This is a genomic window from Roseovarius pelagicus (assembly GCF_025639885.1).
GTDB lineage: Bacteria > Pseudomonadota > Alphaproteobacteria > Rhodobacterales > Rhodobacteraceae > Roseovarius > Roseovarius pelagicus.
This window is the reverse complement of the sequence record NZ_CP106738.1, coordinates 3,704,698-3,729,301: the sequence shown is the minus strand read 5'-3', so window position 1 is coordinate 3,729,301 and position 24,604 is coordinate 3,704,698. Positions and strand designations below refer to the sequence as shown.

Sequence of the window (24,604 nt, the reverse complement as noted above, 5' to 3'; positions counted from 1 at the left end):
TCCCATACCCTTGGTTTCATGACTGCCGCGCCACTCAACCTTATCAAGCTCAGCGTCGGCACCGAAAGTGTCGAAAGCCTGATCGCCTGGCAGAAAAACCCGCGCGCCCATGGTGCGGATGGGGCGCCGCGACATGTGACTCGGATGTGGCCCCGCCGTGAGGTTGAGCTGCTACAGGGTGGCTCGATCTACTGGGTGATTCAGGGGCTGGTGCAGTGTCGTCAGGTGATTGTCCGGCTCGACGAAGTCGTTCGCGAAGACGGCATCCGGCGGTGCGGGATCGTGCTGGCACCCGAAATCATTCGCACGGCGACGGTGCAAAAACGCCCATTTCAGGGCTGGCGCTACCTGCCCGGAGCAGAAGCGCCTCCGGATTTGGCACGTACGCGGCAGGACGAGGACGCGCTGCCCGCAGCGTTATCGGCTGCGCTAGCGGATATCGGTGTGATCTAGGCGATATCTCGCTCTGAGCGGAGTTTTGCCGAAGGCATCATTCGAACAAAGTACGCCAACCAAATCATTGTATATAAAGAATTTTCCAAAATTCATGTGATAGCGATCCGTCTGATCGGCAACTGTCCGCCAAGACGCTCGGCAAGATCACGCATCGGTGATGGAACACGCGCCGTCCTCGCCTTGTTTAACCCCCAATGGCTCTCATATTCGACGGGACGCCAGCACGATGGCTGAACTAACCAAAGAGGACAATTCAATGTTTCGCAAAGCAACCCTGATCGTAGCCGCCCTATCTACCTCGGTGGCACTACCCGCCTTCGCTGGTTCGCCCGAACCAGTGGTGGTTGAACCCGCAATAACTCCCGCAGCGCCGGTTGTGGCCGTTGGTCCGGACTGGACCGGATTCTACGCTGGTGCACAGCTCGGCTATGCCGACGTCGACACTAACGTGGCCAATGTCGACGGTGACGATATGATTGGCGGTCTGACTGCCGGTTATGACTGGGATTTGGGAAAATACGTGGTTGGCGTCGGCGCTGACTATGACTTCGCAGATGTCGGCCTCAGCCCCACCAACAGTCTCGATAGCATCTGGCGTCTGAAAATGCGCAGCGGTGTCAAGATTGGCGATGGCCTGCTCTATCTGTCCGGGGGTTACGCCCATGTCGACACCAGCGGTTTCGGCGATGAGGGTGGCAAATTCTACGGTGCGGGCTACGAGCATATGATGACCGAGAACATCTCGGTCGGTGGCGAAGTGCTGCACCACGAGTTTGACAATGTCGGAGCGACAGCCAACGACGTAGACGCGACAACCTATCAGGTGCGTGCAACGTTCCGGTTCTAAGCAGTCGATATCGACCAGACCTCTCGGGGTCTGGTCGTTAACTGCCGGACATCAATCTACTTCTAGCTGGCGTAGCAGCTGCGCCAGAACCGAGCGATCCGCATTCGACAATTCAGCCCGACGCGCCCGGAATAGCGTCGCCTGACTGCGAAGGATCAATCCATCATCCAGCATCTTCAGATGATTTGCCCGCAGCGTATCCCCGGTAGACGTGATGTCGGCGATTGCCTCTGCGGTCTCATTCTTGACCGTGCCTTCTGTCGCGCCTTGACTATCAATCAGAGCATAATCCGCCACGCCATTGTCCCGCAGGAATTCGCGAACCAATCGATGGTACTTGGTCGCGATCCGCAAACGAAATCCATGCACCTGCCTGAACGCCGCCGCAGCCGCATCCAGATCGTCCAGCGTCCCCACATCGACCCAAGCACTCGGTACCGCCAGCACCAGATCGGCTTGGCCGAACCCCATCTCGGCCATCACCTCGACGCAGGAATTCCAGCCGCTCAGCTTTTCCTGAACCAAATCCGTGCCGGTGACACCCAGATGGATACGACCCGCCGCCAGTTCGCGCGGGATTTCCCCGGCTGACAGCAGGATCAGTTCGACACCGTCAATCCCGTCCACCTGCCCGGCATATTCACGTTCCGACCCGGCGCGGCCCAGCGTGATCCCACGCGCGCCGAACCAGTCAAACGTCTTCTCCATCAACCGTCCCTTGGATGGCACGCCCAGCTTTACACTCATTGTGCCTCTCCCAGCGCCAAGACCAGTCCGGGGCGGATCACGCCCCCCACGGCAGGTATCTCGCCACCATTTCCCAGCCGCCGGGTCAATGCATCATAGCGTCCCCCGGTCGCCACGGGTGGTAGATCGGGTCGTAGCTCGGCGGTAAAGCCGAAGACGAAGCCATCATAGTACTCCATCTGCGTGCGCCCATAAGACGCCTCGAATTGCAGTGCACCCACGTCGATCCCCTGCCCGTCCAGCGCGTCCAACCTCGCAGCTAATAGATCAACGGCTGGCCCAATCGCAGGCAGGTCGACCGAAATATCGCGCAACCGCTCCAGCGCGAAAGGGCTGGTTTCGCGCACGGCAAGGATCGCGTCGATCAGCGCCACTTCCGTCTCTGACAGCGGCGCGGCCGATGCGTCCTCGCGCAAGGCGTCAATCCGTGCTGCGATCTCTCTGACCCCACGCAAGCCGATCAGTGGCCCGGCCTCAGCCATCGGATCGCTCATAGCCAGTAACGCCGCCCGGCTTTCGGGTACCGGGGCACGACCTGAGAATCGGTCGATCAGCGCGCGAAACCGACGCGGCCGCCATATATGCCGCATCAACGCCGCCTTGCGCCGTTCTGTCGTGCGCAATCCTTCGACCGCGGCCATCAGAATTCCGATATCACCCGTCGCCGCCCGCAGTCCCAGCGGGGCCAGCATTCGGTGAAACAACGCAAAAACCTCGGCGTCGGATTGCGCCGGATTATTCCGCGCAAAAACCTCGTAACCGACCTGCAAATACTCGCTGGCCCGCTCCGCATCGTCCTCTTGGCGGCGAAACACCTCGCCGGCATAGGTATAGCGTGCCGGTTCCGCGCCGTGTTCCATATGCATCTGAACGACGGGGACTGTGAAATCGGGTCGCAGCATCTGCTCGCCGCGCAGCGGGTCATGGGTCGTGTAGGCACGCGCGCGAATGTCCTCGCCATATAGATCAAGCAGGATCCCGGCGGGTTGCAATATGTCCGTTTCCACCGGCACAGCGCCCGCCTGTTCAAACAGCGCGCGCAGCCGGACGGCCTCAGATATGATCGCGGATTTTTGCGGCATCAGGCTTGGCTTTCCAGTATCTCGCGCACCTTGGTGACCAGATCGACACGCGGCACTTCGAACTGGCTGGGCCGCTCCTTCCATTGCTCTAGCGTCGCGCTCTCGGCGATTTTCGCCCCTAGGATCAGGTCCTTGATCTGCACCACGCCTGCAGCGTGTTCATCTCCACCCTCGATCACAGCGATCGGGCTGCCGCGCCGATCTGCGTATTTCAGCTGGTTACCGAAGTTCTTTGGATTGCCCAGATAAACCTCTGCCCGAATACCCGCCTGCCGCAACTCGGCCACCATCGCCTGATAATCCGCCATGCGGCTCTTATCCATCACGGTGACGACAACCGGCCCGGATGTTGTGCTGTTCATCCGCCCTTTTTCGCGCAGTGCCGCCAGCAACCGGTCAACCCCGATGCTGACACCTGTGGCAGGCACCGCCTGCCCGGTGAAACGCTTGACCAAATCATCATAGCGTCCGCCCCCCGCGACGCTGCCGAACTGGCGCTTGCGGCCTTTCTCGTCGAGAATTTCGAAGGTGAGTTCCGCCTCGAACACGGGGCCGGTATAGTAGCCAAGACCACGCACGACTGAGGGGTCGATGTCGATCCGGTCGGGGCCATACCCTTGCGCGCCGAGCAGTGCAGCAATATCTTGCAGTTCGTCCACCCCCTGCGCGCCCGCCTCACTATCACCAACGGCAGCGCGTAAATTCTCTAGCGTCTGCGTCACGCCTGCCGCCTTTGAGGTCAAGAAAGCCAGAACCGGCTCTGCCTGCACATCACTTAGCCCGACGCCGTCGATGAACGCGCCCGAGGCGTCCTTGCGCCCGGTGGTCAGCAATTCGCGCACACCTGCTGCACCGACCTTGTCGAACTTGTCAATCGTGCGCAGCACCGCGTCGCGCTGGCCCGCGTCGTGCAAGCCCATCGTCTCCAAAACCCCGTTCAGTACCTTGCGGTTGTTCACCCGCACGATGTAATCGCCGCGCGGAATGCCCACCTCTTCCAGCGTGTCGGCCAGCATCGCGCAAATTTCGGCATCTGCCGCCACGCTGCCAGAACCAACCGTATCCGCATCGCATTGATAAAACTGGCGAAACCGCCCCGGGCCGGGCTTCTCGTTGCGCCAGACCGGTCCCATCGCATAGCGCCGGTAGGGCGTGGGCAGATCGTTGCGGTGCTGCGCATAGACCCGCGCCAACGGCGCCGTCAGATCATAGCGCAATGCCAGCCAGTCGCCCTTGCCTTCATCATCCGCTTCCTGCCAGCCAAAGACACCTTCGTTAGGCCGGTCTACATCGGGCAGGAACTTGCCCAGTGCCTCGACCGTCTCGACTGCACTCGTCTCCAGCGCGTCAAACCCGTAGCGATGGTAAACGGCCGCGATGGCGTCCAGCATCGCCTTGCGTTCGCTCACCTCGGAGCCGAAATAGTCGCGGAATCCCTTGGGCGTTTCGGCCTTGGGACGGGGTGTTTTCTTGGGCTTAGACATGGGCTGGGCCTTCCGGGGTGCTGAACCTGCGCGCGGTCTACCGGATGGCTGGCCGCTGGGCAAGGCGCGCCCACACCCTTTCAATGTTCTTCAAATACTCATCCATCCGTTGACCCGGACAGCACTCGTCGCATAGACCCACGCACATGGATGCACTCGAAGAAAAAATGGCCCACCTGATGCGCGCCGTCGATGACCTATCAGACGTGGTCGCGCGGCAAGAGCGTGAGATCGACATACTGACGCGCCGGGTCGAGATGTTGATGCGTCGCGAAGGCGAACGCGAGGCCAATGCAGGCGTCGCTGTTGTTGTGGGTGACGAACGGCCGCCACATTACTGATGCCACTCAAATTTGACGCTCAGATTTCCTGAACATCCATCACACCGGGCAGGCTTTTGATCGCACCCTTGATCTGTGGGTTCACCGGATATTTGGCACCGGCATCGACTTCGACCTCGCCCGGCAGGCCCGGTGACAGTAAGCAAAACCGGATCGGACCGGGGCGGACCGCCTTGGCCACGTCACGCGTGTTTTCCAACACGCTTGCGACCGATTGAATCGCATCAGGTGCATCGACAAAAATGCGCAACCCGGTGCTGCCTGCGTCGGCCACCACACCGTCTATCGGCGCCACACTGCGCGCCAGCAGCTTAAGCTGCTCGGCTTCCATCGTGGCCTCGACCGTCACCACAACATGTGTGCCGGTTTCCAGATGTTCGCGCGATTTTTCCAGTGTTTCAGAGAACATCGTGACTTCATACCCGCCCGTCGTGTCACTCAACTGGACAAAGGCGAACCGGTTGCCGCGCGCCGACTTGCGCTCTTGGCGTCCGGCCACCACACCGGCCATCTTGACGACGCAAGGCGCGCGAGAGGCTTGCTCCATCACGTCATCAAGCGTCTTGACGTCTTTGCGTTTCAACGCCGCCATGTAGTCATCAAGCGGATGCCCCGACAGGTAGAAGCCCACCGCCTTGAACTCTTCGGTCAATCGTTCGGCAGGCAGCCAATCTTCCACCGGGCTCAGGCGTGGCTCTGGCAGATCATCACCTGCCTCGCCAAAGAGAGAGACCTGATTAGAGTATTTCTGGTCAAAGATCGCACCCGAGTAGCTCATCAGAGATTCGACCGCCTCGAATACCCTGCGGCGATTGCGATCCAGCGCATCGAATGCGCCCGCACGGGCCAGCATCTCCAGCGGACGTTTGCCAATTCGTTTCAGATCCACCCGCCGGGCAAAATCATAAAGCGTCGCAAAGTCGCGTTCTTCGCGCCCGCTAACGATCAGGCGCATCGCCTCGACACCAACGTTCTTGAGCGCGCCCAGCGCATAATGCAGCGTACCATCCTTTACCATGAACGTCGCATCTGAGCGATTCACGCAAGGGGCCTTGTAAGGTAGGTCCAGCCCCTTCTTTACCTCTTCGAAATACACCGCCAGCTTGTCGGTCAGGTGAATATCGCAGTTCATCACCCCCGCCATGAACTCGACCGGGTGGTTGGTTTTCAGCCATGCGGTCTGGTAGCTGACCACTGCATAGGCCGCCGCGTGGGATTTGTTGAACCCGTAGTTGGCGAACTTGTCCAGAAGGTTCCAGACCTCCATCGCCTTGTCTTTGTCCACCCCGTTTTCAGCGGATCCCTTCAGAAACTTTGGCCGCTCAGCGTCCATTGCGGCCTGAATCTTCTTGCCCATCGCGCGGCGCAACAGGTCCGCACCCCCAAGGCTGTATCCGGCCATCTCCTGCGCGATCTGCATCACCTGTTCCTGATAGACGATGATACCCTGCGTCTCGTCCAGAATGTGATCGACAGACGGATGCAGTCCGTCGCGCTCGCTCAGCCCGTTCTTAACTTCGCAATATTTTGGAATATTCTCCATCGGGCCGGGGCGGTAAAGCGCGACCAGAGCCACGATGTCCTCAATGCAGTTAGGCTTCATGCGCTTCAGCGCGTCCATCATTCCAGAGCTTTCCACCTGAAACACTGCAACTGTCTTGGCTTTGGAATAGAGCTGATAGGTCGCCTCGTCATCCAACGGTATGGCACCAATGTCGTTCACGGCCCCTTCGGGCGGCTCAAACAACTGCGTTCCATCGGCGGCGATATGTAACGCCCGGCCACCTGCTAGGATTTGCTCAACGGCGTTCTGCACGACAGTCAGCGTCTTGAGGCCAAGGAAGTCGAATTTCACCAGCCCGGCCTGTTCAACCCATTTCATGTTGAACTGGGTTGCCGGCATTTCCGAGCGCGGATCCTGATATAGCGGGACCAACGCATCAAGAGGCCGATCACCGATCACGACGCCGGCCGCATGAGTGGACGCATTGCGCAACAGCCCCTCGACCTGCATGCCGTATTTCAGCAGACGGTCGACGACCTCCTCATTGCGCGCCTCTTCGCGCAAACGCTCCTCCTGCGCCAATGCCTGTTCGATACTGACAGGTTTCACACCCTCAACGGGGATCATCTTGGACAAACGGTCCACCTGACCGTAGGGCATTTGCAGCACCCGCCCGATATCGCGTACTGCGGCCTTGGACAGTAACGCGCCGAACGTGATGATCTGCCCGACACGGTCGCGACCGTATTTCTCCTGTACGTAGTGGATCACCTCCTCGCGGCGATCCATGCAAAAGTCGATGTCAAAGTCAGGCATGCTGACTCGTTCCGGGTTCAGGAACCTCTCGAACAGCAAACTGTAGCGCAGCGGATCAAGGTCGGTAATCGTCAGCGCATAGGCGACCAGCGATCCCGCCCCCGACCCGCGCCCCGGTCCCACGGGGATATCACGGTCTTTGGCCCATTTGATAAAATCGGCCACGATAAGAAAATACCCCGGAAAGCCCATCTTCTCGATGATGCCCAGTTCGAATTCGAGCCGTTTGTCATACTCTTCCACGGTTGTGGCATGAGGGATCACCTTTAGCCGTTCGGCGAGTCCCTCTTTGGATTGCCGACGCAATTCTTCGACCTCGTTATCGGCAAACTTTGGCAGGATCGGATCGCGCCGATACGCACCAAAGGCGCAACGCTGTGCGATTTCGACGGTGTTCTCCAGTGCCTCAGGCAAATCCGAGAAAAGTGCCGCCATCTCCTGTGGTGTTTTGAAGTAATGCTGAGCAGTCAGGCGACGGCGTGGGGCCGATTGGTCTACATATGTGCCTTCCGCAATACAGAGCATTGCATCATGCGCCTCGTACATCTTGGCCTTGGGGAAATAGACGTCGTTGGTCGCCACCAGCGGCAGGCCCATCGCATATGCCATCTCGATATGGCCCCGCTCGGTCAGGCGTTCCGCTTCCGGCGCACCTCCCTCGCCCGGATGGCGTTGCAACTCGACATAGAGCCGATCCGCAAACGCGGCCGCGAATTGCCCCATCAACGTCTCGGCAGCCGGACGCTGGCCTGCCTGCAACAGCCTGCCAACCGGACCATCCGATCCGCCCGTAAGACAAATGATCCCATCCGAATGCTGTGCCAATTCCTCGGGGGTGACATGGGGCAGTTCCCCGTCGCCGCGCAGGTAAAGACATGAATTGAGCTTCATCAGGTTTTCATACCCGATCTCGTTCTGAGCCAACAAAACGATCGGCGCGGGGGCTTTGGCGCGCTCGCCGGGGATGACAGCGACATAGGCCAGATCCACCTGACACCCCATGATCGGCTGAATGCCCGCCGCCTGTGCCCCTACGGCGAACTCCAACGCTGCGAACATGTTGTTGGTATCAGTCACCGCCACTGCGGGCAGCCCGGCATCCACGCACATATCCGGCAACTTCTTTAGCCGTACCGCGCCTTCGAGCAGCGAATATTCGGTGTGAACTCTCAGATGGATGAATCGCGGTGCTTTGTTCATGCTGTCAGTCTATGGCAGTGCTGGCGCGCGTGCCAGCGTCGGATTGCCCACATCCAACATTCTCGCACCGGGCAAGAAGGACTTGCCTGAAATCCAATAAGATGACCGAACGTCAAGAGAAAAAGCCGCATAAACATAGGGGGTTGCAACATTTCCTTTCACGACCGGAAACACGTTGCCTGTAACAATGCCTGCCACCTCTGCCCTCTTGCCAAGTCGTCCCACTGCCGCGTAGCCTTTGACTTAGAATCCCGCCCACCTCTATGCCGCATCGAGGTGGGCACCAAAAGGGCGGAGGTAACGCGGCGGGCAATATAGAATGCAAATTTCGTTCCACCTGAACGGAGAGGCGGTCGTGCTGGATGGTGTGTCCCCGGACGACACCACGCTGGACTGGCTGCGCGAGGTTCGCGGGCTGACCGGAACCAAGGAAGGCTGCAATGAGGGCGATTGCGGTGCGTGTACGGTGCTGATTACAGACGATGCTGGAACGCGCCCGCTCAACGCGTGCATTCTGCTGCTGCCGCAACTGCACGGCAAGTCGATCCGCACCATCGAGGGGATCAACGGCCCCGAAGGACAGCCGCACCCGGTGCAGCAAGCGATGGTCGACCTTCACGGGTCACAATGCGGGTTCTGTACGCCCGGCTTTGTGGTTGCGATGGCTGCGGCGCATCTGAGCCAGACAACAGATTATAACACGGCATTGGCCGGCAACCTATGCCGTTGCACCGGTTACGCGCCAATCGTGCGCGCCGCCGAAGCGGCGGCAGTCCAACCCGTTCCCACTTGGATGAAGACAGCCCCATCACAGGCCACCGACACGGTGCCAGCCCTGCCAGAGAGCAGCGACGCGCTGGCTGCACTGTTGATTGATGCGCCGGAAACCACACTTGTCGCCGGGGCGACAGATGTCGGCCTCTGGGTCACCAAATCGCTGAAAGACATCGCACCAGCGGCATTCCTGCATCGCTGCACCGACTTGCAGCAGATCGCTGTAGGCGACGACACGATCCACATCGGTGCAGGCGTAACGGTTGAGGACCTGAGACACGCCATTGCCCCCTATCACGCGTCCTTTGCCGAGATGATCCGCCGTTATGGATCGGTTCAGGTGCGCAGCGCCGCAACAATCGGCGGCAACATCGCCAATGGATCGCCCATTGGTGATGGGCCACCCGCGCTCATTGCGTTAGAGGCCCGGCTGCATCTTCGGCGAGGGGATGACCGGCGCGACATTGCGCTAGAAGACTTCTTTGTTGACTACGGTAAACAGGACTTGCGCGCGTCGGAATTCGTCGAAGCGGTTAGCTTTCCACGTCAGCCCGATCGGCTGCGTTGTTACAAACTGTCAAAGCGGTTCGATCAGGATATTTCAGCAGTGTGCGGTTGTTTCAACATCACTGTGGAGAATGGCACTGTAGCAGCGGCACGGATCGCCTTTGGCGGCATGGCCGGCGTGCCCAAGCGTGCGACCGATGTCGAGGCGGCGCTGACGGACGCGCCTTGGACTATGGAAACGGTAACGACTGCTCTGCCTGCATTTGCCCGCGATTTTGCACCGCTCAGCGACATGCGCGCCTCTGCCGGGTATCGTCTGCAAACGGCGCAAAACCTGCTGTTGCGGTACTTCCACGAGGATGAAGGCATTGCGACTTCGGTTCTGGAGGTGCGCGTATGACCGTGCGCCAATCCTTGCCCCATGACGCTGCACCATTACACGTGACGGGACGCGCGCGGTATGTAGACGACATCCCGACAGCCTCCGGCACCCTGCACCTGTGCTTTGGGCTGAGCGACGTGGCATTTGGCACCATAACCGCGCTGGATGTGTCTGCGGTACGTGCGGCCAATGGCGTGGTTGACGTGTTGACCGCCGATGACCTGCCGAACGGTGCTGACGTTTCACCCTCGGCCCATGACGAACCGTTACTGGCACTCGGCGAAGTGCATTACATAGGCCAGCCCATTTTCCTAGTGATCGCGCGCAGCCATCTGGCAGCGCGAAAGGCCGCGCGGCTGGCCAGCGTCGAGATTGATGCGCGCCGCGCGATCCTCAGTATTGATGACGCCATTGCCGCAAACAGTCGGTTCGAGGAAGGACCGCGTATCTACCAGAAAGGGGATGCCGCGACAGCTATAGATGCCGCTGTGCACCGGATCGAAGGTAGCATGGAGATCGGCGGGCAGGAACATTTCTACCTTGAAGGTCAAGCCGCACTGGCAATACCGCAGGAAGGCGGCGACATGCTGGTGCATTCCTCGACGCAGCACCCGACAGAGATCCAGCACAAGGTGGCCCATGCCCTCAATGTGCCGATGCACAATGTGCGGGTCGAAACCCGGCGCATGGGTGGCGGGTTTGGCGGCAAGGAAAGTCAGGGCAATGCATTGGCCGTCGCCTGCGCGCTGGCGGCAGATCGCACCGGACGCCCCTGCAAGATGCGCTATGACCGCGATGACGACATGATGATCACCGGCAAACGGCACGATTTCCGCATCATCTATCGTGCGGGGTTTGACGACACTGGCCGCATAACGGGCGTTGAATTCACGCAGTATGCCCGCTGCGGCTGGGCGCTGGACCTCAGCTTACCGGTTGCAGATCGCGCGATGCTACATTCCGATAACGCCTACCTACTGCCCAACGCACGGATTGAGAGCCACCGATTGCGCACCAATACGCAGAGCGCAACGGCCTTTCGCGGCTTTGGCGGTCCGCAAGGGATGGTGGGGATTGAGCGGGTGATGGACCACATTGCGCATGCTCTGGGCCGCGACCCGGCGGACGTCCGGCGCGTCAACTATTACGCAGATATGGACGCCGGAGATGCGGGAGGGCGGCCTGTCCCCCAAGTTGATACCAAGCAGGATTGCAACGCTCCTCCAGAGGGCGCTTCTGGCCAGAAGTTGGACGAAGAAGTGCCCAGCGATGTGGATCTGACATCTCGTGGAGCGGTGAGTAGCGTCCCGTCAGGCCCCGCCCCTGAAGTGCCGGAAAATGCGCAAACGACGCCCTATGGTCAGGAGGTCGAGGATTTCATTCTGAACGGGATGACAGACAAGCTTTTGAGTAGTGCGGATTACACCGCGCGCCGCGCGGCAGTTGCAGAATGGAATGCCACCAATCCGATATTGAAAAAGGGACTGGCCTTCAGCCCGGTCAAATTCGGCATATCCTTTACCCTGACCCATCTCAATCAGGCGGGGGCATTGGTGCATGTCTATGCCGATGGTTCCGTGCAGATCAATCATGGCGGTACAGAGATGGGTCAGGGCTTGTTTCAGAAAGTGGCGCAGGTCGCTGCCACTGCGTTCGGCATTGACATGCCCAGCGTGCGCATCACCGCCACCGACACCGGCAAAGTGCCCAACACCTCGGCGACCGCGGCATCATCGGGCAGTGATTTGAACGGCATGGCCGTCAAGGCGGCCTGCGATACGATCCGCGAACGGATGGCCGGTTTTTTGGCGGACTACTATCAGGCTGCAAAGGATAGCGTGCGGTTCGAAGGTGGCGAGGTACGCTTGGGGACTGAGTGCCTCAGTTTTGCTGCCGCCGCGCAACTGACCTACGAGCACCGCATCAGCCTGTCCTCCACCGGGTTTTACGCCACACCCAAGCTGGCTTGGGACCGGATCAAGGGCACGGGACGTCCGTTCTTCTACTTTGCCTATGGTGCCGCGCTGACCGAAGTAGTGCTGGACACGCTGACCGGAGAGAACCGCATCCTGCGTGCAGATATCGTGCATGACGCGGGTGCCAGCCTGAACCCCGCATTGGATATCGGCCAGATCGAAGGCGGCTACGTGCAGGGCGCAGGTTGGCTGACGACCGAGGAACTGGTCTGGGACGATGCGGGTCGGTTGCGCACTCATGCACCATCAACCTACAAGATACCGGCCTGCGGGGATCGTCCTGTTGTATTCAACGTGGCGCTCTGGGAGGGTGAGAACCGCGAAGAGACGATTTATCGCTCCAAGGCAGTGGGGGAACCACCGCTGATGTTGGGCATCTCGGCGTTTCTGGCATTGTCGGATGCCGTGGCAGCCTGCGGGCGGGGCTATCCTGCGCTCGACAGCCCGGCAACACCCGAACGGTTGCTCGCAGCCATCCAGAGGGTGCGTGGATGAGCGCGATCTACGTAGAAATCACGGCAACGCGCGGGTCGGCTCCGCGTAACGTCGGAACCGCCATGAAGGTGACAGCATCAAGCATCGAAGGGACGATCGGTGGCGGCGCGTTAGAGTTTCTGGCAATTGCAACAGCCCGACGCATTATGATTGAAGGAGCGACTGACCGGGCGCAGACCATCCCGCTTGGACCCGGGCTTGGGCAGTGTTGCGGTGGGGTGGTGACATTGAACTTCACGCGCGAAGAGCGCCGAATTGACACTGACGACCCTCACCCGCAGGTCATTCATTCACACCATGCGCCCCTGCGTGCCCTGTGGATATGGGGCGCTGGCCATGTGGGGCGCGCAGTTGTCCGGGCCTGCCCACCGAATGAGTCCAGAATCATCTGGGTGGACAGCAGCGCGGACCGTTTTCCCGCGCATATCGCGAACCATGTCAGGACGATCCCTGCTGCTGACATGCCACGGCTGGCGGCTCACGCGCCACGCGAGGCGCATCACCTGATCTTTACCTACAGCCACGAGATCGACCTTGCGCTTTGCGCGGCGCTCTTGCGGCACGGCTTTGCGTCTTGTGGTGTGATCGGTTCTGCTACCAAATGGGCGCGATTTTCCAAACGTCTGATCGAAGCAGGGCTTGATCCCACACAGATTACCTGCCCGATTGGTGATAAGTCGCTGGACAAGCGTCCCGACACCATCGCCCGGAGCACCATTGCCGCGCTGCTGCGCGAAAGGACACCTGCATGACCTCTCCACTGCTGAGCCTTTCCGGGCTGACCAAAGCCTACCCCGGTGTCGTCGCCAACGACAACGTATCGTTCGAGGTCCAGCCCGGCGAAGTCCACGCCCTGCTGGGCGAGAACGGCGCAGGCAAGTCTACGTTGGTTAAGATGATATATGGTTTGGTACGTCCCGACAGCGGGCAGATGGTCCTGCATGGCGAAGCATTCGCCCCAACCGAGCCGAGCGCGGCGCGCGCCGCCGGAGTGGCGATGGTGTTTCAGCACTTCTCGCTTTTCGATGCGCTGAACGTCGCCGAGAACGTGGCGTTGGGGATGGAAAATCCGCCCCCTATGGGGGATTTGGCGACACGAATTCGCGAAGTATCCACAACCTACGGCTTGCCGCTGGATCCAGCGCGGACGGTGGGCGAACTGTCTGCCGGAGAGCGCCAGCGGGTCGAGATCATCCGCTGCCTGCTGCAAGATCCGCGCCTGTTGATCATGGATGAGCCAACCTCGGTGCTGACACCACAGGAGGTGGACATCCTGTTCGAGACCCTGCGCAAGCTCACTTCCGAAGGGGTGGCGATCCTCTATATCTCTCATAAATTGGAGGAAATTCGCACACTATGTGATCACGCCACGATCTTGCGACTGGGCAAGAACGTCGGCACCTGCATCCCGCGCGACACCAGTGCCCGCGATATGGCGGAGCTTATGGTTGGCAGCGCCTTTGCCGCGCCTGAGCGCGCAGGGCGCGATCTGGGTGAGGTAGCGTTGGAGCTAAAGGATCTGACCGCGGTATCATCCAGCGCCTTTGGCACATCGTTGAAAGGGATCACCCTTAGCGTCAGACAAGGCGAGATCCTGGGGCTGGGTGGTGTCGCGGGCAACGGGCAGGATGAACTTCTGGCCGTGTTATCGGGTGAGATGCGCAGCAATGCCGACGCCGTTCAATTCATGGGGCAACCGATCGGTCGCCTTGGGCCCGGACCGCGCCGCAAGATGGGGTTGCTGACCGCGCCGGAAGAACGGTTGGGGCACGCTGCAGCACCAGACATGAGCCTGACAGAGAACGCTCTGCTGACGGGGGCTGAACGCGAACAGCTGATGCAGCGCGGTTTCCTGCGTTGGTCTGCGGCAGAAGCCTTTGCGCGCCGTATCATCGAGGCGTTCGACGTTCGCACCCCTGGCCCCGATGTGGCGGCAAGGGCATTATCAGGCGGGAACCTGCAAAAATTTGTCATCGGTCGCGAAGTCATGCAGCGCCCCGAAGTGTTGGTGGTCAATCAACCCACATGGGGCGTCGATGCCGCCGCAGCCGCAGCCATCCGACAGGCGCTATTGGATTTGGCCGCAAATGGAACAGCTGTGATCTGTATTTCCCAAGATCTGGATGAATTGATGGAAATTTCTGACCGGTTCGGTGCCCTGAACGAGGGCCGTCTGTCCGAGATACGTCCGGCACAGGGCCTAAGCGTGGATGAGATTGGCCTTATGATGGGTGGCGCGCATGGCATGGAGGTAGCCCATGTCTGAGGCCATGGAATTTGAATTTTTTCAAAGCATTGAACGATCAGGAGGCGGCTCATGCTGAGGCTGGAACGACGGCCTCAGCCGTCAAAGATGTGGGTGTATCTGACCCCTGTTGTGGCGGTGGTCATCACCATGATCGCAGGTGGAGCCCTCTTTGCGGCATTGGGCAAAGCCCCCGGTGAAGCGATTGCGACGATTTTCTGGGAGCCATTGTTCGGCGAATTCGCATTTTACTATCGCCCACAATTGCTGGTGAAAGCAGCGCCGCTCATTCTGATCGCCATCGGGCTCAGTCTGGGCTTTCGGGCCGGTATCTGGAACATCGGTGCCGAGGGGCAGTATATACTGGGCGCGCTCTGCGGCGCTGGCGTGGCACTCGCCGCCTATCCGTCGCAGAATGTGCTGATCTTTCCGGCGATGATCGTCGCTGGGGCGTTTGGTGGATGGGCATGGGGAATGATCCCCGCCCTGCTGCGGGTGAAGTTCGGCACCAACGAAATCCTCGTGTCGCTAATGCTGGTTTATGTGGCCGAGCAGCTATTAGCCGCGATGTCGCTGGGCCTGATGCGCAACCCCGAGGGCATGGGATTTCCCGGCAGCCGAAATTTGCAGCAATACGAGGCGGCCCATAATGCTGAGTTGATCACGGGCAGCGGTCTGCATTGGGGCGTCGCCGCTGCGCTGATCGCCGTGATTTTTGCCTATATCCTGCTGAATCGTCATATCCTAGGCTATCATATCCGGCTGACTGGACAGGCCCCGCGTGCTGCACGGTTTGCCGGGGTGCGGCCCAATCGGCTGATCCTGTTTTGCCTTGGCACATCCGGCGCATTGGCAGGTTTGGCGGGAATGTTCGAAGTCGCCGGACCATCCGGGCAGGTCAGCATTGATTTTAACGTAGGCTATGGGTTTACCGCGATTATCGTCGCCTTTTTGGGACGGTTGCATCCGGTGGGCATCATGTTGGCGGGGCTGTTGATGGCGCTTACGTATATCGGCGGTGAAATCGCGCAGTCGAACCTGCAACTGCCTGCTGCCGCGATCCAGTTGTTTCAAGGCATGCTGCTGTTTTTCCTGCTTGCCGTCGATGTGCTGGTGCAGTTTCGGCTGCGGATGCGACGGGCGGAGGTAGCATAATGGACCTTTCTTCAATCAACCCAATTCTGTTGCTGGCCTCGCTCATGGTGGCCGCGACTCCGATCCTTTTGGCGGCCTTGGGCGAGTTGGTGGTCGAGCGGGCGGGCGTGCTGAACCTCGGGGTCGAGGGTATGATGATCACCGGCGCGATCTGCGGCTTTGCCATCGCTGTCGAGACCGGATCACCGGTGCTGGGATTTGCCGGTGCTGCGGTCGGCGGCGCGCTCTTGTCGCTGCTCTTTGCCGGTCTCACGCAATTCGCATTGGCCAATCAGGTGGCCTCCGGGCTGGCCCTCACGCTGTTCGGTCTGGGCCTGAGCGCACTCTTGGGGCAATCCTACGTCGGGGTGAAACCGCCCTCGACGGCCAAACTGGACATTCCGCTGTTGGGCGATATTCCAGTACTGGGACCAATCCTCTTTGGGCATGACTGGATGGTTTATTTTGGTATTGCGCTGACATTCGCTGTCTGGGCGCTGCTGAAATACACCCGCGCGGGGCTGATCCTGCGGGCAGTTGGTGAGAACCACGATGCGGCGCATGCGCTGGGGTACAAGGTGGTGCGGGTGCGCATCGTCGCGATCCTCTTTGGTGGGGCCTGTGCCGGGCTTGGTGGGGCATACATCAGCCTTATCCGCGTGCCGCAATGGACCGAAGGGATGACTGCAGGCGCCGGCTGGATCGCACTGGCGCTGGTTGTGTTCGCGTCGTGGAAGGCCGGGCGTGTGCTGCTGGGTGCCTATCTCTTCGGTGGCGTCACGGTGTTGCAGTTGAACTTGCAGGCCGCAGGGGTTGATATTCCTGTCGAATACCTTTCCATGTCACCTTATCTGATCACGATCCTGGTGCTGGTCATTCTATCCGCGGATCGCAGCAGGGCGCCCGGATCACTGGGACGAATTTTCCACGCCTCAAGCTGAGGCAGACCATAATAACAGGGGGAACTCAAATGAAATTCACCAAATTACTGACAGGGGCCGCACTGGCACTCGGGCTGGCTGGGACTGCCATTGCCGAAGAGAAAACCAAGGTTGGGTTCGTGTTTGTCGGGCCGGTAGGTGACGGCGGCTGGACCTATGAACACAATCAAGGACGACTGGCGATTGAGAAGGAATTCGGCGACAAGGTGGAAACCGTCTATGTCGAGAGCGTCGCCGAAGGACCCGACAGCGAACGGGTTATGACCCAGATGGCCCTGAAAGGCGCCGATCTGATCTTTACCACCTCCTTCGGTTACATGGACCCGACGATCAACGTTGCTAAAAAATTCCCGAACGTGAAATTCGAACACGCGACCGGTTACAAAACAGCACCGAACGTGTCGACCTATTCAGCCCGTTTTTACGAAGGCCGCGCAGTTCAGGGACATATCGCGGGTAAGATGACCAAATCCAATGTCATCGGCTACATCGGTTCGGTCCCGATCCCCGAAGTGATCCGTGGCATCAACTCGGCCTACATCCATGCCAAAAAGGTCAACCCTGACGTCGAGTTCAAGATCGTCTGGGTCTTTGAATGGTTCAACCCGGCCAAGGAAGCGGACGCCGCCAAGGTGCTGATCGAACAGGGTGCGGACGTGATCCTACAACATACCGATAGTACTGCGCCGCTGGCCGCCGCCGAAGAAGCGGGCAACGTGATCGGCTTTGGTCAGGCATCTGATATGGCTGAATACAAGGATGGCCCGCGTGTCAGCTCGATCATCGACAACTGGTCTCCCTACTACATCGACCGCACCCGCGCCGTCATGGATGGCACTTGGGAAAGCGTGCAAACTTGGGACGGTATCGGTCCGGGCATGGTCGGCATCGGTGAAATCACCGACAAAGTGCCTGCGGACGTGAAGGAAGAAGCTCTCGCTCTGAAAGACGCCATAGCGTCTGGCGAACACCACCCCTTTACCGGGCCGATCAACAAGCAGGATGGCTCTGTCTGGCTGAAGGAGGGTGAAACCGCCGATGACGGCACCTTGCTGGGCATGAACTTCTACGTCGAAGGTATCGAAGGCGATATCCCTCAATAAGAAACGGATGATCCTAGCAAAGGCCCCACCGCACCGTGGAGCCTTTGTCATGCCTGCAACTGTAACCAAAACACTCGTATGGATCAAAATCGCCCCAATGAGCGGCTGATTGCCTGTTTTCTCGGCCCAACCCGAACTTACAGCTTGCTATGTACGGCAGGTGGTTTATCCGGGCGCATGTGATGTTCGTCGAACTGTCTGGCTGTCGGTTTTTCGCAAAACAACATAGAAACAACAAAAAAGAAGCAGAATGATAGACACCTTGGACGTCCAGACAAAACAGGCGCCACGCGCAGCGCGCGATTGGGTCAGAATTCTAGCGGCTTACCGCGAACCCCGAGAATTCCGGAGCGCGTTCGAACTGGGGGTTACCATCGTCCCTTTTGTTCTGCTCTGGGCTCTTGCCTGGTGGGCATTATCCTACAGCTATGTGCTGACTTTTGCACTGTCAGTTTTGAATGCCGGTTTTTTGCTGCGCCTGTTTGCCATCCAGCATGATTGCGGTCACGGCGCATTCTTCCACAACAGATCAGTCAGCGATTGGCTGGGTAGGGCTATCGGTGTATTCACCCTGACCCCCTATGACGTCTGGCGGCACACCCATTCCGTCCATCACAGCAGCGCGGGCAATCTGGACAAGCGCGGCATGGGCGACGTTCATACGCTGACCGTTGATGAGTACCGGCAAATGACGTGGTTCCAACGTCTGAAATACCGTCTTTACCGGCATCCTATCATCCTGTTCGGCCTTGGGCCGGGTTATCTGTTCTTATTGCAGAACCGCCTGCCGCTGGGGTTGATGGCCAATGCCCGGTATTGGGTCAGCGCGATGAGCACGAATGCCGCGATCATCGCCGCCCTGACCACAATCGTGTATTTCGGTGGGATCATGCCAGTGTTGCTGATCTTTTTGCCGTCAACCCTGCTGGCGGCAACTGCCGGCGTCTGGCTGTTTTACGTACAGCACCAGTTTGAAACGACATACTGGGACGAAGACGAACGCTGGAAACTACACGATGCGGCACTGCACGGCAGCTCGCACTATGTGCTGCCCGGTGTATTGAACTGGTTCACCGCGAACATAGGCATTCATCACGTGCACCACCTCTATAGCCGCATCCCGTTCTACCGATTGCCCGAAGTTTTGCGCGATCATGCCGAACTGGCCGATGGCAATCGACTGACGATTAAAGAGAGTATCGCCAGTGCGCGCTTGCACCTATGGGATGAAAAGACCAAGCGACTGCTGTCGTTCTCGCAGGAATGGATCGCGCGCCGCACCGAAACCGCCGCCTGATCTGCACCGTTGATCCCGATGCAACATCCAGTCTAGGCTTGCGCGATTGGCAGGGCGATGATCGGCTGCCTTTCTAGGCGCAGAGCAAACAATTTGCGATGATTATCTACCCTCCCACCCCCGAATTGCCGGTCGCCGATGTCGAGGTGGCGCAGCACTATTACCACGCACATTTCGGCTTTGACATCGCGTGGTATCATGCCGAAGGACGTATCGGAGCCGTCTCGCATGGTGATTGCGCGATTTTCATGCGTCAGTCTGACGGGCCGATCCACCCCGCTACATTCTGGATTTACGCTGCGGATGTGGACCAAACCTATGCCGCACTGACAGGTCGTGGCGCGGACATCATCGACCCGATAGCAGATAAACCTTGGGGCTTGCGCCAATTCACGGCGCGCGATTTGTACGGGAATCTCTTTCATTTTCATCATGATATCGACACATGATCCTTTTCCAGAAAATGAATGGGACGCGTCTCACAGGGCTTCATTTATCACGACCCTAGGCCGATGGCCTTGTGTATCGCGCCTCATTGCCACACTACCGACGGCAATAGGTCTCTTCTGATCGCTATATTGCGCGGATTGATTTGATACCCCACCCGAAGGTTCATTACATGCCCAAACGTAACCAATTGCCCCCGACAGCATCGATCGCACAAGATGCTGGTGAAGGTCGCCTCTTCGCGCCGTCGGCAGAACGCAATGCCGACGCCATCGCAAATGCATTGTCCCGGCACGTACCGCCAACCGGCAGAGCGTTGGAAATTGCCAGCGGGACTGGTCAACATGCCGTACGACTGGCGACCACCCTGCCCGGCCTTGACTGGCACCCATCTGAAATTGACCCGGACCGCCGCATCAGCATCGACGCCTACGCGCAGGCGGCGTCCCTGCCCAATCTGCATCCTGCACTGACGCTCGACGCGACAACTCCGGGTTGGGGCACAACGGTTGGACAGTACAACCTGATTGTGCTGGCCAACCTGCTACACCTGATTTCCGAACCCGAAACACTGGTGTTGCTGACCGAGGCACGCGCTGCGCTCTTTCCCGGTGGTATTCTGGCACTCTATGGGCCGTTCCTGCGCGATGGCAACACGACATCCGAGGCTGACACCCGGTTTCATGCCAGCCTGCGCGCCAGTGACCCAGAGATCGGATACAAGGACGCGGGCGACATCCGCACCTGGCTCAGCACACTTGGGTTCGAACTAAAGGCTGTCGAAGATATGCCGGCCAACAACCTGCTGTTCTTTGCACGCGTGCCTGTAGAGTAACCGCCGTTCACGCCTTGGCGTCACGCGCTGTAGGTTACCCGCCCACCACACACCGTCAGGACCGGTTTTGCGGTGCCCAATGTGCTGGGGTCCATCGCTTCGATATCGCGATCCATCACCACCACATCCCCCAGTTGCCCAGCAATCAGCTGTCCCTTGCGGCCTTCGCTGAACTCCACCCAAGCATTGGCACGCGTGTAGCTGGCCAGCGTATCCATCAGCGACTGTGGTCGCACATCCCATGGTGCGCCGGGGTTAATCGGCGCCACGGCGGCCTGAATGCTGGGCATCACGTCGACCGGCACCACCGGCCAATCGGTGGAAAACGTCAAAGGCGCGCCGCTGTCACGGATGCGCTGCCACGCAAAGGCATAAGGGTATTGATCATCATGCAGGATCGTGCCCTGCGGAATCGGTGGAAAATGCCCGCCCAGCGCCGAATGCAGCGGTTGCATCGACGCCACGGCCCCCAACGCCGAAATGCGCGGTATATCCTCGGGTGTGATCACTTCTATATGTTCAATCCGATGGCGGCTGTCGCGCGCACCGTTGGCTTCACGCGCGAATTGATAGCCATCCAGTGTGCGGCGCACTGCCAGATCGCCAATGGCATGCACACATATCTGCAGGCCCAGCGCGTCGATCCGGCGGCAGGCTTCGTTGAAATGCTCTGGCTCGAACACCGCATCACCGGTCACGTCGGGCGCATCCGGATAGCCCCGTATCATCAGTGCAGTCCGCGCGTCGATCACCCCGTCCATGAACATCTTGACCGCGCCTGACCATACCCGGTCGCCGGTATACTTGCGGCGCATCTCGGCGGCTTCTTCCAGACGATCCAGCGGGTCAAAGTTTTTCAGATGAAAGGGCACTTGCATACGGGCGGCCAAATCACCCGCGGCGTCGATCTCGGTCAACAGTTCCAACTGGTAGAAATTGCCGTCCATGTTGTGCATCGTGGTCACGCCCTTGGATGCCGCATGATTTAGGCCACGGGTAATCAAGGCACGGTCCATGGCGCGCTCGGCTTCGGTCGCGGGTGGCTCTGGATCATTGCCGGTAACATATCCCAACATGTCCCGCCCGCCGGTTTTACTGAGCTTGATCACAGGGCCGAACGCGCCGGTTTCCAACAACAGTCCCGTCGCCAGACCGTCGTCACCCATCACGATTGTGCTGCCTTCCGCCACTTTCGCACCATGCAGGATGCCCGCGCGGTCCAGCGCCATCGTATTGGCCCAGACAGTATGAATATCGGGCGCAAGCAGTGCCAAGGGGCGGTCAGACAGGATGGCATCCAGATCGTGTCGTGTTGGCTCTGCTCCATCCAGAATGCCATAGTTCGTGCCCATCCCAAGGATCAACGGCTCGTTCGGGTTGTTCGCGGCGTAGCTGTGGACTGCGCGCTCCAATGCGGCGCGCCCCTGAACACCCTCAAGTGACATGAACTCGAGCGATGCCGATCCTTGGAAAAGATGCACATGGCTGTCGATGAACCCCGGCAGCACTGTCGCCCCCCCCGCATCCACAACCTGCGTTCCCGGCCCCGCCAGCGCGCGGATATCAGACGTATTTCCAACAGCCAGGATTAACCCATCCGCGATGGCCACGGCCTCAGCTCGGGGCACATCGTCGTCCATCGTCAGGACCTTGCCGTTCAAAATTACCATATCGGCTTGCTGCGCCATCTCTGCATCCCCTCTCGAGGGCAATCTGCCCCCTTCTAATACCCTTTATTCAGCCTTAGACTGAGACAGAATAGCGGCCCGGACAATACCCCTTCGGGTCTAGTTTTCATCGCGCAAACCTGTTGCCACGGGTTTGTCGATGTCCCACGACCGTGGCACGAGACCCGCAATGACTGAACGCACCCGCGCAAGTGACTCCACACCAGAAGAAATTCTGGCGCGTGCCATAGCAAGCATTGGCCGCGCCGATTTCGTCCTGCGCGCGCTGGACTATCTGGGCAGCGCGATGATGTATCAGGGGTGCCTGTTAACCCGGCTCAATGGGACCCGTTCACCGGAACATGTCTATGATGATGTGCGCGCCGAACGACGGGCGGATGTCGTCGACCGGTATCTGGATGGTGCTTATCTGCTCGACCCATTCTACGTCGCCTATACGGAGCAGCAGCCTTGTGATGCGCTGCGTTTGCGAGATGTAGCCCCAGATCGTTTTCAGCATTCCAGCTATTACGAAACTTATTACAGTTCGATCCGATTGCGTGACGAAGCGGCCATTTTCATTGATCTGCCGAGCGGGCAGCATCTGTTCTACTCAGTCGGGCGAACCGAGGATAGCCCGCGCTTCTCGCAGCGGGATATGGATCGTACGCGGCGCATTTTGCCAGTGTTTGCCGCGATCAACCGCCGCCACTTTGCCGCAGGCCGCCCCGCGCCCGAACCCGTCTCTGATCCCGCCATCGCGCAGCAAGAGATCGAAACCGCCATGGCCCGATTCGGCGCGGAGACGCTGACCGATCGTGAACGTCAGATCGCAATTCTCATCCTCAAGGGGCATTCATCAAAATCCATCGCCCAGCGCATCGGCGTTAGCCCGGGAACCGTGAAAATCCACCGGCGGAATTTTTACAGAAAACTGAACATATCCGCGCAAAGTGAGCTTTTTTCGATGTTTCTAGGCTCACTTACACGGCGAGCCTAGCTTGCACTCCGGGCGCTGAAAACGACCATATCTCCGTCAGATAGAATAATTCATGTGCCTGAAAATCAGACCGCATCAGCGTGTGGATCACCAAAATTCCGACCCTATCCCCGATGGGGTATTTACGCAGAGCGCCGCCGCCGCTTAGGCTGAACTACCAGCAAAGCCCGGCACGAGACCGGCATGCTACACGCTAACTGGGGGATGCGCATGGCGCGAGACACGGCAGACATGTCGAAGAAATCGGTTGCGAATATGATTCTGGCCGAGAACGTTACCAAGACATTTGGTCAGGGTGACACGAAGGTGCACGCACTAGACGATGTATCGGTCAACATTCGCGAGAATGAATTCTTTACGCTGCTGGGGCCCTCCGGCTGCGGTAAGACGACTCTCTTGCGTCTGATCGCCGGGTTCGACCTGCCGACACGAGGCAATATCCTGCTTGATGGTCAAGAGATCGGCCACCTGCCCCCCTACAAACGTCCGGTGAACACCGTATTTCAGAACTACGCACTGTTTCCCCACATGACCGTCGCGCGCAACATCGGCTTTGGTCTGGAGATGCAGGGCCGCTCGAAATCCGAGATCAAACAAGCCACCGAGGAAATGCTGGGGCTGGTGCAGATGGAGCATCTAGCCAACCGGCAAACCGATCAGTTGTCTGGCGGACAGCAGCAACGTGTGGCCCTCGCCCGCGCGTTGGCCCCGCGCCCCAAGGTGCTGTTGCTGGATGAGCCGCTATCCGCGCTTGACCTGAAGCTGCGCAAAGAAATGCAGATCGAATTGAAGCGTCTCCAAAGCGAAACCGGGATCACGTTCGTCTTTGTCACCCACGACCAAGAAGAGGCGCTGACCATGTCAGACCGCATCGCGGTTATGAAGGCGGGTCACATCCTTCAGGTCGGCCGTCCAAAAGAAATCTATAATCAGCCCGCGCGCAGGTTCGTCGCGGACTTTATCGGTGATATCAACATCTTCGAAGTGACACTTGATCAGGTCGATGGACTAGCGGGGCGCGTCACATTACCTGGCGGTGCCACCCTGCCCGCTGATCTGCCGGAGCCGGACGTGGCTGCGGGCACCGTATCTGTCGCGATCCGCCCCGAGAACATGCTGCTGACCGATGCCGGGGACAAGGCTGCCAAACTAACCGGCACCGTGACAAACGTCGTTTATTTCGGTGCGGGCAGCAACGTGCATGTCGCGTTGAAAGGCGGAGCAGAAGTCATCGTGCGCACATCAGGCGAGGTACGGTCCGATGGGCACGAAGTCGGGCTGATACTGCCTGACCGGGTACAGGTGCTGGTAGATTGACCGACGC

20 protein-coding genes are annotated in these 24,604 nt (G+C 59.3%); 15 read left to right on the top strand and 5 right to left on the bottom strand.

Features of this window, described 5'->3' with window-relative positions:
* Positions 1 to 18: 18 nt before the first annotated feature.
* Positions 19 to 453, top strand: coding sequence for a DUF1489 family protein (locus N7U68_RS19390; protein ID WP_263047882.1), 435 nt, complete (start codon positions 19 to 21; stop codon positions 451 to 453).
* 259 nt (positions 454 to 712) lie between these two features.
* Entirely contained in the window at positions 713 to 1,303 is a 591-nt protein-coding gene (locus N7U68_RS19385) for an outer membrane protein (protein ID WP_165192832.1), read from the top strand.
* 51 nt (positions 1,304 to 1,354) lie between these two features.
* Here N7U68_RS19385 and hisG read toward each other — a convergent pair whose 3' ends face one another.
* Genes hisG through hisS form a run of 3 tightly spaced genes read right to left on the bottom strand, consistent with a single transcriptional unit; the run spans position 1,355 to position 4,616 of the window.
* Positions 1,355 to 2,050 carry an ATP phosphoribosyltransferase gene (gene hisG / locus N7U68_RS19380; protein WP_165192834.1) on the bottom strand — a complete coding sequence of 232 codons (696 nt, stop codon included), beginning with the start codon at positions 2,048 to 2,050 and terminating at the stop codon, positions 1,355 to 1,357.
* The gene (locus tag N7U68_RS19375) at positions 2,047 to 3,132 is read right to left on the bottom strand and encodes an ATP phosphoribosyltransferase regulatory subunit (RefSeq protein ID WP_263047881.1); all 1,086 of its coding nucleotides are present in this window, start codon (positions 3,130 to 3,132) and stop codon (positions 2,047 to 2,049) included. The genes hisG and N7U68_RS19375 overlap by 4 nt, the downstream gene beginning before the upstream one ends.
* The gene (gene hisS, locus N7U68_RS19370; RefSeq protein ID WP_263047880.1) at positions 3,132 to 4,616 is read right to left on the bottom strand and encodes a histidine--tRNA ligase; all 1,485 of its coding nucleotides are present in this window, start codon (positions 4,614 to 4,616) and stop codon (positions 3,132 to 3,134) included. Before hisS ends, N7U68_RS19375 begins: the two co-directional genes overlap by 1 nt.
* A 146-nt stretch (positions 4,617 to 4,762) precedes the next feature.
* Here hisS and N7U68_RS19365 point away from each other — a divergent pair, with 146 nt between their 5' ends.
* The gene (locus tag N7U68_RS19365) at positions 4,763 to 4,957 is read left to right on the top strand and encodes a SlyX family protein (protein WP_165192840.1); all 195 of its coding nucleotides are present in this window, start codon (positions 4,763 to 4,765) and stop codon (positions 4,955 to 4,957) included.
* A 19-nt stretch (positions 4,958 to 4,976) separates the two neighbouring features.
* On the opposite strand, the gene dnaE is transcribed toward N7U68_RS19365, so the two are convergent.
* Complete coding sequence (dnaE, locus tag N7U68_RS19360; RefSeq protein WP_263047879.1) at positions 4,977 to 8,477, bottom strand: DNA polymerase III subunit alpha; 3,501 nt, start codon at positions 8,475 to 8,477, stop codon at positions 4,977 to 4,979.
* 319 nt (positions 8,478 to 8,796) lie between these two features.
* Here dnaE and xdhA point away from each other — a divergent pair, with 319 nt between their 5' ends.
* The 10 genes from xdhA (at position 8,797) to N7U68_RS19310 (ending at position 20,613) form a co-directional block, all read left to right on the top strand.
* Positions 8,797 to 10,158 carry a xanthine dehydrogenase small subunit gene (gene xdhA / locus N7U68_RS19355; RefSeq protein WP_263047878.1) on the top strand — a complete coding sequence of 454 codons (1,362 nt, stop codon included), beginning with the start codon at positions 8,797 to 8,799 and terminating at the stop codon, positions 10,156 to 10,158.
* Complete coding sequence (locus tag N7U68_RS19350) at positions 10,155 to 12,611, top strand: xanthine dehydrogenase molybdopterin binding subunit (protein ID WP_263047877.1); 2,457 nt, start codon at positions 10,155 to 10,157, stop codon at positions 12,609 to 12,611. The genes xdhA and N7U68_RS19350 overlap by 4 nt, the downstream gene beginning before the upstream one ends.
* Positions 12,608 to 13,363: a xanthine dehydrogenase accessory protein XdhC gene (gene xdhC, locus N7U68_RS19345; RefSeq protein ID WP_263047876.1), complete on the top strand. Its 756-nt coding sequence runs from the start codon at positions 12,608 to 12,610 to the stop codon at positions 13,361 to 13,363. Before N7U68_RS19350 ends, xdhC begins: the two co-directional genes overlap by 4 nt.
* A complete protein-coding gene (locus tag N7U68_RS19340; RefSeq protein WP_165192857.1) occupies positions 13,360 to 14,877 on the top strand; it encodes an ABC transporter ATP-binding protein in 1,518 nt (505 codons plus the stop codon). Before xdhC ends, N7U68_RS19340 begins: the two co-directional genes overlap by 4 nt.
* A 51-nt stretch (positions 14,878 to 14,928) precedes the next feature.
* Complete coding sequence (locus N7U68_RS19335) at positions 14,929 to 16,011, top strand: ABC transporter permease (protein WP_165192858.1); 1,083 nt, start codon at positions 14,929 to 14,931, stop codon at positions 16,009 to 16,011.
* Positions 16,011 to 16,931 carry an ABC transporter permease gene (locus N7U68_RS19330; protein WP_165192859.1) on the top strand — a complete coding sequence of 307 codons (921 nt, stop codon included), beginning with the start codon at positions 16,011 to 16,013 and terminating at the stop codon, positions 16,929 to 16,931. Before N7U68_RS19335 ends, N7U68_RS19330 begins: the two co-directional genes overlap by 1 nt.
* A 29-nt stretch (positions 16,932 to 16,960) precedes the next feature.
* Positions 16,961 to 18,034: a BMP family ABC transporter substrate-binding protein gene (locus tag N7U68_RS19325; RefSeq protein ID WP_165192860.1), complete on the top strand. Its 1,074-nt coding sequence runs from the start codon at positions 16,961 to 16,963 to the stop codon at positions 18,032 to 18,034.
* Between the two features lie 250 nt (positions 18,035 to 18,284).
* Complete coding sequence (locus N7U68_RS19320) at positions 18,285 to 19,331, top strand: fatty acid desaturase (protein ID WP_263047875.1); 1,047 nt, start codon at positions 18,285 to 18,287, stop codon at positions 19,329 to 19,331.
* 98 nt (positions 19,332 to 19,429) lie between these two features.
* Positions 19,430 to 19,780 (top strand): VOC family protein, encoded by a 351-nt coding sequence (locus N7U68_RS19315; RefSeq protein WP_263047874.1) that lies wholly within the window; start codon positions 19,430 to 19,432, stop codon positions 19,778 to 19,780.
* Between the two features lie 170 nt (positions 19,781 to 19,950).
* Complete coding sequence (locus N7U68_RS19310) at positions 19,951 to 20,613, top strand: DUF938 domain-containing protein (RefSeq protein WP_263047873.1); 663 nt, start codon at positions 19,951 to 19,953, stop codon at positions 20,611 to 20,613.
* Between the two features lie 20 nt (positions 20,614 to 20,633).
* Here N7U68_RS19310 and N7U68_RS19305 read toward each other — a convergent pair whose 3' ends face one another.
* Entirely contained in the window at positions 20,634 to 22,301 is a 1,668-nt protein-coding gene (locus tag N7U68_RS19305) for an amidohydrolase (protein WP_263047872.1), read from the bottom strand.
* A gap of 169 nt (positions 22,302 to 22,470) precedes the next feature.
* Here N7U68_RS19305 and N7U68_RS19300 point away from each other — a divergent pair, with 169 nt between their 5' ends.
* On the top strand, positions 22,471 to 23,280 hold the full coding sequence (locus N7U68_RS19300; protein WP_263047871.1) for a helix-turn-helix transcriptional regulator: 810 nt from the start codon (positions 22,471 to 22,473) through the stop codon (positions 23,278 to 23,280).
* Positions 23,281 to 23,490: 210 nt separating this feature from the next.
* Positions 23,491 to 24,597: an ABC transporter ATP-binding protein gene (locus tag N7U68_RS19295; RefSeq protein WP_373322944.1), complete on the top strand. Its 1,107-nt coding sequence runs from the start codon at positions 23,491 to 23,493 to the stop codon at positions 24,595 to 24,597.
* Positions 24,598 to 24,604 lie beyond the last annotated feature (7 nt).